Origin of the sequence: Streptomyces flaveolus (assembly GCF_044765825.1) — a bacterium.
Lineage (GTDB): Bacteria > Actinomycetota > Actinomycetes > Streptomycetales > Streptomycetaceae > Streptomyces > Streptomyces flaveolus.
The window spans coordinates 1-11,185 of sequence record NZ_JBIWKU010000007.1; the positions used below are offsets into that span (position 1 = coordinate 1).

Below are 11,185 nucleotides of genomic sequence, written 5' to 3' on the forward strand. Positions count from 1 at the left end.
AAACGCCCGGTTACATTCCGAACCCGGAAGCTAAGCCTTTCAGCGCCGATGGTACTGCAGGGGGGACCCTGTGGGAGAGTAGGACGCCGCCGAACTCCTTTTAGAGCTCTGGCTCTTGGGCACGCAGCCCAAGAGCCAGAGCTTTTTTGCGTTGAGGTAGGGTCGGGAAGCATCATTGGTTCGTTTCTTCCAGGAGGCCCCCGCGTGGAGGTCCAGGAGACCCGCGTGCAGACTGACCGGGTCCTCACCATCCCGAACATCCTCAGCATGGCACGCCTCGCCGGCGTGCCCCTCTTCCTGTGGCTGATCCTCCGGCCCGAGTTCGGCGGCCCGGAGAGCGACGGCTGGGCGCTGTTGGTGCTGGCCCTGAGCGGAGTCAGCGACTACCTGGACGGAAAGCTCGCGCGCCGTTGGAACCAGATCAGCAGCCTCGGCCGGCTCCTGGACCCCGCGGCCGACCGGCTCTACATTCTGTCGACCCTGGTGGGCCTCACCTGGCGGGAGATCCTTCCGCTCTGGTTGACCCTTGTACTGCTTGCCCGCGAAGCGGTGCTGCTGGTGATGGTGGGCATCCTCCGGCGCCACGGCTATCCGCCGCCGCAGGTGAACTTCCTGGGGAAGGCCGCCACGTTCAACCTCATGTACGCCTTCCCCCTGCTTCTGCTCAGCGACGGCAGCGGATGGATCGCGTCACTCGCCGCAGTTTTCGGATGGGCGTTCGCCGGATGGGGTACAACCCTGTACTGGTGGGCAGGTGTTCTCTACGTGGTTCAGGTCCGCCGCTTGGTCCGTGCGGACACCATGGCCGATTGAACTCGCCCTTTGCGCGGCCGCCCTGGCCGGATGGCCCGCGCTGCAAAAGTGCGGCACGCTGGACGGGTGAAGTCGGCTAAACCGTCATCTCTTAGAGGAGGACGCTTCCGACATGAAGGCCGTCGTGATGGCCGGAGGCGAAGGCACACGCCTTCGCCCGATGACCTCGAGCATGCCCAAGCCGCTCCTGCCGGTGGCCAACCGGCCGATCATGGAGCACGTTCTGAGGCTGCTCAAAAGGCATGGGCTCAACGAGACGGTCGTCACCGTGCAGTTCCTGGCCTCCCTGGTCAAGAACTACTTCGGTGACGGCGAAGAGCTCGGAATGGAGCTCACCTATGCCAATGAGGAGAAGCCACTCGGTACCGCCGGAAGCGTCAAGAACGCCGAGGAGGCGTTGAAGGACGATGCCTTCCTCGTTATTTCCGGCGATGCCCTGACCGACTTCGACCTCACCGACCTGATCAACTTCCACAAGGAAAAGGGTGCGCTCGTCACCGTCTGTCTGACGCGCGTGCCCAACCCGCTGGAATTCGGCATCACCATCGTCGACGAAGAGGGCAAGGTCGAGCGCTTCCTCGAGAAGCCGACCTGGGGACAGGTCTTCTCGGACACCGTGAACACCGGCATCTACGTCATGGAGCCCGAGGTCTTCGACTACGTCGACCCCGATGTGCCCGTCGACTGGTCCGGCGACGTCTTCCCGCAGCTGATGAAGGAAGGCAAGCCGGTCTACGGCTATGTCGCCGAAGGCTACTGGGAGGACGTCGGCACGCACGAGAGTTACGTCAAGGCCCAGGCCGACGTCCTCGAGGGCAAGGTCGACGTCGACATCGACGGCTTCGAGATCTCTCCCGGCGTATGGGTGGCCGAGGGCGCCGAGGTGCACCCCGACGCCGTGCTGCGCGGCCCCCTCTACATCGGCGACTACGCCAAGGTCGAAGCCGGCGCCGAAATCCGCGAGCACACGGTCGTCGGGTCCAACGTCGTCGTCAAGAGCGGCGCCTTCCTGCACAAGGCCGTCGTCCACGACAACGTGTACGTCGGGCCGCACAGCAATCTGCGGGGCTGCGTCGTCGGCAAGAACACCGACATCATGCGTGCCGCGCGGATCGAGGACGGTGCGGTCATCGGCGACGAATGCCTGGTCGGTGAAGAATCGATCGTCCAGGGCAATGTGCGGGTGTACCCGTTCAAGACGATCGAGGCCGGCGCCTTCGTCAACACCTCGGTCATCTGGGAGTCGCGCGGGCAGGCCCATCTCTTCGGCGCCCGCGGGGTGTCCGGCATCCTCAACGTGGAGATCACACCGGAGCTGGCCGTGAGACTGGCCGGCGCCTATGCGACCACGCTGAAGAAGGGCTCCACCGTCACCACGGCCCGCGACCACTCCCGCGGTGCCCGTGCGCTGAAGCGGGCGGTGATCTCCGCGCTGCAGGCCAGCGCCATCGACGTACGCGACCTGGAGAACGTACCGCTGCCCGTGGCGCGGCAGCAGACCGCGCGGGGCAGTGCCGGCGGCATCATGATCCGGACCACGCCCGGGGTGCCGGACTCCGTGGACATCATGTTCTTCGACGGACAGGGCGCCGACCTCTCGCAGGGCAGCCAGCGGAAGCTGGACCGGGTGTTCGCGCGGCAGGAGTACCGGCGCGCGTTCCCCGGCGAGATCGGGGACCTGCACTTCCCGTCCAGCGTCTTCGACTCGTACACCGGGTCCCTGCTGCGGAACGTCGACACCACCGGGATCGCCGAATCCGGGCTCAAGGTGGTCGTGGACGCCTCCAACGGAAGCGCGGGGCTCGTCCTGCCCAGCCTGCTCGGCAAGCTCGGCGTCGACTCGCTGACCATCAATCCCGGTCTCGACGAGTCCAGGCCGACCGAGTCGGCGGACATGCGGCGGTCGGGCCTGGTGCGCCTCGGGGAGATCGTGGCGTCCTCGCGGGCCGCGTTCGGCGTGCGGTTCGACCCGGTCGGCGAGCGGCTCTCGCTCGTCGACGAGAAGGGCCGCATCATCGAGGACGACCGGGCGCTGCTCGTCATGCTCGACCTCATCGCCGCCGAGCGGCGCAGCGGCCGGGTCGCGCTGCCGGTGACGACCACCCGGATCGCCGAGCAGGTGGCGGCGTACCACGGCACCCAGGTCGAGTGGACGACGACCTCGCCGGACGACCTCACACGGGTCGGCGGTGAGGAAGGCGCGATCTTCGGCGGTGACGGCAAGGGCGGCTTCATCGTCCCGGAATTCAGCAGTGTCTACGACGGCACGGCGGCGTTCGTGCGGCTCATCGGCCTGGTGGCGCGGACGCAGCTCACGCTCAGCCAGATCGACGCGCGGATCCCGCGGGCGCACGTCCTCAAGCGGGACCTGGCCACCCCGTGGGCCGTCAAGGGGCTCGTGATGCGGCGGGTCGTCGAGGCGGCCGGAGACCGCTTCGTGGACACCACCGACGGCGTTCGCGTGGTGGAGACCGACGGGCGCTGGGTGATGGTGCTGCCCGACCCGGCCGAAGCCGTCACCCACCTGTGGGCCGAGGGACCCGACGACGCCTCCGCGCAGGCGCTGCTCGACGAGTGGTCCGCGGTGGTGGACAGCGCCGGCCGGTAAAACACACCGCACGCACGCGTGCCGGACAAGTGTCCCCAAGGGGGCCTGTCCGGCACGCCGGTGGGGCCATTCGGAGGTAGTGGCCGTGGCGTGCGACGATGTGCGGCATGCCGCAGCAACCCCCCGTTCGGAGCACATCCACGCGGCCCGCACGCCCGGACGCGTCCATGTCGTTGCTCACCAACGTGATGGACCACAGTCTCGACGACGGATACGCCGAGGCCGCGGCGCGGAAGAAGGCCGAGGGCGCCGGTGGTATGCCCAGGACGCTCCGCGCCAAGCTCGCCCTGGCGGCGGGACTGGTGCTCGCCGCCCTGGTGGTCACGGTCGGAGCGGCCCAGGCACGCGTCGCGGCCCCCGTCGTCGCCAAGGAGCGGGAAGAGCTGATCGACCGCATCGAGGGGGAGACCTCGGCGGCCGACAAACTCGAGGAGAACGTCGACGAACTGCGCGACGAGGTGAGCGCGCGGCAGCGCGAGGCGCTGGAGAAGAGCGGCGACGGCGAGCGGGCCGACCTGGTGAGCGTCCTGGCCGGGGCGGTCGAAGTGCACGGTCCCGGCGTGAAGCTCGTGGTGAACGACGCCAAGGAGGTCGGCACCGGCAGCGACGGCCAGCCGCGCGGCACCTCCGGGTTCTCCGACACCGGCCGGGTGCGTGACCGGGACATGCAGCGCGTGGTCAACGGACTGTGGGAGTCGGGGGCCGAGGCGATCTCCGTCAACGGGCAGCGGCTGACCGCACTGTCGGCGATCCGCGCCGCGGGCGACGCGATACTGGTCGACAACAGGCCGCTCGTGCCGCCGTACACGGTGCTCGCGGTGGGGGACGGCAAGCAGCTCAGCAGCAGGTTCCAGGACAGCGCGGACGGGCTGTATCTGCATGCCCTCCAGGAGAGCTACGGCATCCGGACCGCGCTCTCCACGGAGGACGAGGTCCGGCTTCCGGCTGCACCGAGTGTGATCGTACGAACAGCACAACCGATATCCGAGAAGGGCACATCGTGATCGCCGTACTGGGCCTCGTCGTGGGAGTCGTGGCCGGCCTCTTGGTCCGGCCCGAGGTGCCGGCGGCCGTCGAGCCTTATCTGCCGATCGCCGTCGTGGCGGCGCTCGACGCCGTGTTCGGCGGTCTGCGGGCCATGCTCGACGGCATCTTCGACGACAAGGTCTTCGTGGTGTCGTTCCTGTCGAACGTGGTCGTGGCCGCACTGATCGTTTTCCTGGGCGACAAGCTGGGCGTGGGCGCCCAGCTGTCCACCGGTGTCGTGGTCGTCCTCGGCATCCGCATCTTCTCCAACGCCGCGGCGATCCGCCGGCACGTCTTCCGGGCGTGAGGCAGATGAGCGACCACGACGAGCAGCCCGCGAACAGGCTGCGCAGGGAACTCCCCGAAGAGGTGCCTCCGGCGGACTCCCCGGCTGCGGACGTGCCCGCCGGGGACGCCCCGCAGGAGGAGCGGACGCAGACGCGGACCGGGCTCACCGGCCGGCAGCGGCTGGTGAAGGGGCTGTGGCCACCGCGTGTCACTCGGGCACAACTCATCGTCGCGCTGCTGCTGTTCGGCCTGGGTTTCGGTCTCGCGGTCCAGGTCGCCTCGAACAGCGACAGCGACAGCGCGCTGCGCGGCGCCCGGCAGGAGGATCTCGTCCGCATCCTCGATGAACTGGACGACCGTACTCAGCGTCTTGAAGACGAGAAGCAGGGCCTCGAGAAGCAGCGGGACGAGCTGGAGAACAGCTCCGACCAGGCCGAGGAGGCCCGCAGGCAGACGCTGGAGAAGGAGCGGCAACTCGGCATCCTGGCGGGCACGGTGGCCGCGCAGGGGCCGGGCATCACGGTGACGATCGAGGACACGAAGGGAACGGTCGAGGCGGACATGCTGCTCGACGCGGTCCAGGAACTGCGCGCGGCGGGGGCGGAGGCGATTCAGGTGAACGGCGTCCGGGTCGTCGCGGGCACCTACCTCACCGACGCCGACAAGAGCGTGAGCGTCGACGGGAACAAGATCAACGCGCCCTATCGTTTCCAGGTCATCGGCAAGCCGCAGGACCTCGAGCCGGCGCTGAACATCCCTGGGGGCGTGGTGCAGAGTCTGGAGAAGGAACAGGCCACCGTTACTGTGGAGCGGTCGAGCAAGATCGTCGTGGACGCCTTGCGAGCGGCGAAGCGGCCTGACTACGCTCGGTCGTCCTCCCAGTGAACCGACGGTGCATGGGGGGCGTCCGGCGAGGGCATGAGGTTGCGGGGGGTCGGCGCACCGATTGGGTGGTGCGTGGTGGAAACTGTCCGGTGGAGACGGACGTTGTGAAGGTGTCCGGGTCGGTCAGTAGGTTCAGTCAGGGTTCGTCCTGCCCCACGGGCGGGTCTGTTTCGGTCAAGGGGAATCGCCCGTGAAGTTGTTTGCGAAGTTGTTCGGCAAGAGCGCGCGAGAGGGCAGCGACAACGCGACCGCTCGCCATCGCGCACAGCCTGACGCGGAGGGCCCGCGCCCGATGTTCCGGGACCAGGTGGCTGGTCCGGGCGGTGACATTCCGGGTGGTCAGGGCGCGCCGTCTGTTGACCCTGCGCAGTCCGGCGGCATAGGTTTCGGCCAGCCCTCGGCCTCGGGCACGGGTGGAGGGTCCCCCCGCGACCCGTACGCGTCGAACGCCCCGGCGGGGCAGCCGCGGCAGGAGGATCCGTCCATGTCGGCCCTGGTGTGTACGAGGTGCGGCAACCGCAACGCGGAGAACAGCCGCTTCTGCTCCAACTGTGGCGCCCCCCTGCGCCCCGGGGCGGTTCCGGAGCGCGCGTCCGAGACGACCTCGACGATCTCCATCTCCGGCCTGGAGGCGTACGACGCCGAAATGACCGGTCAGACGGCGGTGCCGGCGCTCTCCCCCGAGGCGCAGGCGGCCGTGGACGCGCTGCCGCTGGGTTCGGCGCTCCTGGTCGTGCGCCGTGGCCCGAACTCCGGCAGCCGCTTCCTGCTGGACGGCGAGCTGACCACGGCGGGGCGTCACCCGCAGAGCGACATCTTCCTGGACGACGTGACGGTCTCGCGCCGGCACGTGGAGTTCCGCCGCAGTCCGGACGGCTCGTTCACGGTGGCCGATGTCGGCAGCCTGAACGGCACGTACGTCAACCGTGAGCGGATCGACCAGGTCGCGCTGTCGAACGGCGACGAGGTGCAGATCGGCAAGTACCGGCTGGTCTTCTATGCGAGCCAGCGGGGCTACTGACCGTCCCCGGACTCGTTCCGGGGGAGTCCCAGGGAAGGTCCATGCTTCGAACACCGAGCGGCGGTGCCGTGCCCGGCACCGCCGCCACGGACAGTGGGCTGATGAGCATCGGCTCGGTACTGAACACGCTGCGTGACGAGTTCCCCGACATCACGATCTCCAAGATCCGCTTCCTGGAGTCGGAGGGGCTGGTCGAGCCGCGGCGTACCCCGGCGGGGTACCGGAAGTTCAGTGCGAACGACGTCGAGCGTCTCGGTCATGTCCTGCGCATGCAGAGGGACCACTACCTGCCGCTCAAGGTGATCCGCGAGCATCTGGACGCCATGGAGCGCGGTGAGGCGGTGCGATTGCCGAGCGTGGGCCGGCAGCGCGACGGGGAGGCCGTGCCGGAGCCCGACGAGGGGCCCACGGCGGCCCGGATCGGGCGGGACGAGCTGCTCGCCGCCGCCGGTATCGGTGAGCAGGAGCTCACGGAGTGGGAGTCGTACGGGCTCGTCGCTCCACTGGCCGAGGGCGTGTACGACGCCGAGGCGGTCACCGTCGCCTCGCTCGTGGTCCAGCTGGGACAGTTCGGGATCGAGCCACGGCACCTGCGGCTGATGAAGGCCGCCGCCGACCGGGAGGCCGGGCTGGTGGACCAGGTGGTGGCTCCGCTCAGGCGCCACCGCAACCCGCAGACCAGGGCCCATGCCGAGGCCCGCACCAAGGAGCTGGCCGGGCTGGCGGTGAAGCTGCACGCGGCGCTGGTGCAGACCGCCCTCGGGGTGCGGCTGCCCTGAAAGGGGCGCCGTCGGGGACCCGGATCGCCCACCCGTTCCCGGCCCGACTACCCAAACGTCCCGGGCACGGCCTAGGGTTGCTGTGTGAACGAGCTCGATGTCGTAGGTGTCCGGGTCGAGATGCCCTCCAACCAACCGATCGTGCTGCTGCGCGAAGTGGGAGGCGACCGCTACCTCCCCATCTGGATCGGGCCGGGTGAGGCGACGGCGATCGCCTTCGCCCAGCAGGGCATGGCTCCCGCGCGGCCGCTGACCCACGACCTGTTCAAGGACGTGCTGGAGGCCGTCGGCCAGGAGCTCACGGAAGTACGCATCACGGATCTGCGTGAAGGGGTCTTCTACGCCGAGCTGGTCTTCGCCAGCGGCGTCGAGGTGAGCGCCCGGCCGTCCGACGCCATAGCGCTGGCGCTGCGCACCGGAACGCCGATCTACGGCAGCGACACGGTGCTCGACGACGCGGGCATCGCCATTCCGGACGAGCAGGAGGACGAGGTGGAGAAGTTCCGCGAGTTCCTCGACCAGATCTCGCCGGAGGACTTCGGCAGCAGCAACCAGTAGTCACGCACGCGGTCCGCGAACGGGTGTCACCGTCGTACGGCCCCGTCCCAGCGCATTCGGCTAGCCTTTCCCCGCGACGGGGCACGCGAAACCACTCTTAGGGTGATTATCACTCGGCGTGCCGAGTGTGGCGATCGTTGACGCACCCTTGGTGACTGCCTACCGTCGAGGAGGCAGGTCAAGGACGGAGGTCGGCGTGAGAATGAGCGGCGACGGTACGGCTGGGGGTGGCCCCGGACGCGGCCTCGGGGTGGGCGGCTCGTACCCTTCCCCGAGCTCTCGGCTCCGCTCGAGCGGGGGCTATCCCCAGCACGGCAGCGCGGCCGAACATGCTCTTCAGCGGCCGGCGGCCGTGCCGAGCAGCGGAGGGGCGACGTCCATGGCGTCCGAGCAGATCGGCTATCGCGGGCCGACGGCCTGCGCCGCCGCAGGCATCACCTACCGGCAGCTCGACTACTGGGCCCGTACGGGTCTCGTCGAGCCCAGTGTGCGGCCCGCCCACGGGTCCGGCACCCAGCGCCTCTACAGCTTCCGCGACGTCGTCGTACTGAAGATCGTCAAGCGGTTCCTCGACACCGGGGTGTCGCTGCAGAACATCCGCACCGCCGTCCAGCACCTCAGCGAACGCGGTTTCCGCGACCTGGAGCGCATGACGCTGATGAGCGACGGCGCCACGGTCTACGAGTGCACCTCGCCCGACGAGGTCCACGCCCTGCTCCAGGGCGGCCAGGGCATCTTCGGGATCGCCGTCGGCGTGGTGTGGCGGGACGTCGAGAGCGCGCTGTCCCAGCTGCACGGGGAGCGGATCGACACGGGGGAGACCCTGGTCGGGCCCAATCCCGCCGACGAACTGGCGCGGCGCCGCAACCGGGCGGTCTGAACACCGCCCGGCCCGCGGGGCATCGTCGGCGCATTGTCAGTGGCGTAGGGCAGCATCGGAGATGTGAGAACCGCGCCCACGATCCTGCATCTCGACATGGATGCCTTCTTCGCCTCGGTGGAGCAGGCGTCCAAGCCGAGCCTGCGCGGGAAGGCCGTCGTCGTCGGCGGGCTCGGGCCGCGGGGAGTGGTCGCCACGGCCTCCTACGAGGCGCGGGTCTTCGGTGTCCACTCGGCGATGCCCATGGGCCAGGCCCGTCGGCTCGCGCCCAACGCCGCCTATCTCGTCCCGCGCTTCGAGCTGTATCGGTCGATCAGCGAGCAGGTGATGCGGCTGCTGCGGGAGCTGTCACCGCTGGTGGAGCCGCTGAGCCTGGACGAGGCGTTCGTGGACCTGGAGGCCGGCGGGGCGGCCTGGGACGCGGACTCGGCGCGGCTGGTGGGGGCGAAGCTGCGCGCGGACATCCGGGCCGTCACCGGCCTCACCGGTTCGGTGGGGCTCGCCGCCTCCAAGATGCTCGCCAAGATCGCCTCGGAGGAGGCCAAGCCGGACGGGATGGTGCTCATCGATCCCGGGTCCGAGCGGGCCATGCTCGGCCCGAAGTCCGTCCGGATCCTCCCCGGGGTGGGACCGGCGACGGGCGACCATCTGCGGAGGGCCGGGATCACGACCGTCGAGGAGCTCGCCGAGGCGGGCGAGGACGAGTTGGTGCGGCTGCTCGGCAAGGCGCACGGGCACGCCCTGTACGCGATGGCGCTGGCGCGTGACGACCGTTCCGTGGTGGCCGAGCGGGAGACCAAGTCGGTGTCGGTCGAGGACACGTACGACGTGGACATCCACGACCGGGTGCGGGTCGGGGTGGAAGTGGCGCGGCTGGCCGACCGGTGCGTGCGGCGGCTGCGCGGGTCCGGGCTGTCCGGCCGGACCATCGTGCTCAAGGTGCGGCGGTACGACTTCTCCACGCTGACGCGCTCGGAGACCCTGCGCGGGCCCACGGACGACCCGGGGGTGGTGCGGGAGGCGGCGGCGCGGCTGCTGGACTCGGTGGACACCACGGGCGGTGTGCGGCTGCTCGGGGTCGGCGTCAGCGGGCTCGCCGACTACACGCAGGAGGACCTGTTCGCGCAGGCCGCGGGGGAACGGGTCGAGGAGCTCGCACAGGAGCCGGGCGACGAGGCCGCCGAGGAGCACCGGCAGGCGCCCGTCGAGCGCCGCTGGCCCTCGGGGCACGACGTGCGGCACGCGGAGCTCGGACACGGGTGGGTGCAGGGCAGCGGTCTGGGGCGGGTCACGGTGCGCTTCGAGACGCCGTACTCCGAGCCCGGCCGGGTGCGGACCTTCCCCGTCGACGATCCGCGGCTGACACCGGCCGAGCCGCTGCCGCTGGTCGCGTCGGCACCGCGAAGACCCGAGGAGGACGGGGCGACGGCGGCCTCCGCCGGAGAGGGGGCCGCGGGCGCCTCGACCCCGGCGGCCCGTTCAGCCGCCGGGGTCGCCGACCCGGGGGGTGCGGGGGCGGCCCCGTGAGCCGCGGCTGTCGGATCGTGGTGTGAGGCGCCCAGACTCGAGGTGAGATGCGTGGTCGTCGGTGCGGTGGGCGTGAAGGTCCCCGCGCGGGGGCCGGTCGGGTGGTGTGCCCGGCGGCAGGTCCGCGGTCGGCGCCGGGGTGCCGGGGCCTCAGCCCTCCTCGTTCCCCGTGCCCGCCAGCTTGCCGAAGTCGTGGTCGGGGAGCGGGGGAGCGGCGGCCACGTCGAGGCCGTAGTGGTGGTAGAGCTGCAGTTCCTGTTCCGGCGAGAGATGACGTCCGACTCCGAAGTCGGGCGCCTCCTTGATCAGGGACCGGTCGAAGGGCACGCGCAGGGCGCCGTCGACCAGCTCGCTCGGCTCCAGGGGCACGAAAGCGTCCCTGCTGAACAGGCCCGTGCGGATGGCGGCCCACTCGGGGACGCCGGTGGCATCGTCGAGGTAGACCTCGTCGACGGTGCCGATCCTGGTGCCGTTGCGGTCGAACGCCTTGCGGCCTATCAGATTCCGCGGATCGATGTCGGTACGCACGGGCCCTCCACTAGGTCGCACTCCGGTCGCAAACCATCCGGCGAATCATCCGTCAGTACTACAAAAGGGCACATTGGGGTGAGCGGCCACTCGAAGGTGCGCTCAGTCACTCGAAGACCTGTGCGTCCGCCTCGCTGGTAGGCTGGCAAACGGCTGCTGACCCCGTGCGGGAGAGTCCTCCAGACATCATCGGAGGCGCCGAAGGAGCAAATCCTCCCCGGAATCTCTCAGGCACACGTACCGCACGGACGAGGTCACTCTGGAAAGCAGAG

Annotated in this window: 11 protein-coding genes, 1 rRNA gene and 1 riboswitch; of the genes, 11 read left to right on the forward strand and 1 reads right to left on the reverse strand. The window is 69.7% G+C overall.

Annotated features, from left to right (window positions below; all coding sequences use genetic code 11):
• The 11 genes from rrf to ACIRG6_RS21635 form a co-directional block, all read left to right on the forward strand.
• Positions 1-95: ribosomal RNA gene (gene rrf / locus ACIRG6_RS21585) — 5S ribosomal RNA — on the forward strand; the annotation flags it as partial.
• A 109-nt stretch (positions 96-204) separates the two neighbouring features.
• On the forward strand, positions 205-813 hold the full coding sequence (locus ACIRG6_RS21590) for a CDP-alcohol phosphatidyltransferase family protein (RefSeq protein WP_189231095.1): 609 nt from the start codon (positions 205-207) through the stop codon (positions 811-813).
• A gap of 112 nt (positions 814-925) precedes the next feature.
• Positions 926-3,421 carry a mannose-1-phosphate guanyltransferase gene (locus ACIRG6_RS21595; protein WP_318217676.1) on the forward strand — a complete coding sequence of 832 codons (2,496 nt, stop codon included), beginning with the start codon at positions 926-928 and terminating at the stop codon, positions 3,419-3,421.
• A gap of 98 nt (positions 3,422-3,519) precedes the next feature.
• Positions 3,520-4,425, forward strand: a complete 906-nt coding sequence (locus ACIRG6_RS21600; RefSeq protein WP_350718424.1) for a DUF881 domain-containing protein — start codon at positions 3,520-3,522, stop codon at positions 4,423-4,425.
• Entirely contained in the window at positions 4,422-4,754 is a 333-nt protein-coding gene (locus ACIRG6_RS21605) for a small basic family protein (protein WP_003977440.1), read from the forward strand. Before ACIRG6_RS21600 ends, ACIRG6_RS21605 begins: the two co-directional genes overlap by 4 nt.
• 5 nt (positions 4,755-4,759) lie before the next feature.
• Entirely contained in the window at positions 4,760-5,620 is an 861-nt protein-coding gene (locus ACIRG6_RS21610; RefSeq protein ID WP_364685059.1) for a DUF881 domain-containing protein, read from the forward strand.
• Between the two features lie 484 nt (positions 5,621-6,104).
• Positions 6,105-6,641: an FHA domain-containing protein gene (locus ACIRG6_RS21615; RefSeq protein ID WP_302898902.1), complete on the forward strand. Its 537-nt coding sequence runs from the start codon at positions 6,105-6,107 to the stop codon at positions 6,639-6,641.
• Between the two features lie 41 nt (positions 6,642-6,682).
• A complete protein-coding gene (ftsR, locus tag ACIRG6_RS21620) occupies positions 6,683-7,420 on the forward strand; it encodes a transcriptional regulator FtsR (protein WP_365022300.1) in 738 nt (245 codons plus the stop codon).
• An 84-nt stretch (positions 7,421-7,504) separates the two neighbouring features.
• Complete coding sequence (locus ACIRG6_RS21625) at positions 7,505-7,978, forward strand: bifunctional nuclease family protein (RefSeq protein WP_030833746.1); 474 nt, start codon at positions 7,505-7,507, stop codon at positions 7,976-7,978.
• A gap of 196 nt (positions 7,979-8,174) precedes the next feature.
• The gene (locus tag ACIRG6_RS21630) at positions 8,175-8,858 is read left to right on the forward strand and encodes a MerR family transcriptional regulator (protein ID WP_364685064.1); all 684 of its coding nucleotides are present in this window, start codon (positions 8,175-8,177) and stop codon (positions 8,856-8,858) included.
• Between the two features lie 63 nt (positions 8,859-8,921).
• Positions 8,922-10,385: a DNA polymerase IV gene (locus ACIRG6_RS21635; protein WP_403324106.1), complete on the forward strand. Its 1,464-nt coding sequence runs from the start codon at positions 8,922-8,924 to the stop codon at positions 10,383-10,385.
• Positions 10,386-10,535: 150 nt separating this feature from the next.
• Here the strand turns inward: ACIRG6_RS21635 and ACIRG6_RS21640 are convergent, their stop codons facing one another.
• Positions 10,536-10,913, reverse strand: coding sequence for a PRC-barrel domain-containing protein (locus ACIRG6_RS21640; protein WP_239770187.1), 378 nt, complete (start codon positions 10,911-10,913; stop codon positions 10,536-10,538).
• 157 nt (positions 10,914-11,070) lie between these two features.
• Positions 11,071-11,166, forward strand: a riboswitch (glycine riboswitch).
• The last annotated feature ends 19 nt before the right edge of the window (positions 11,167-11,185 follow it).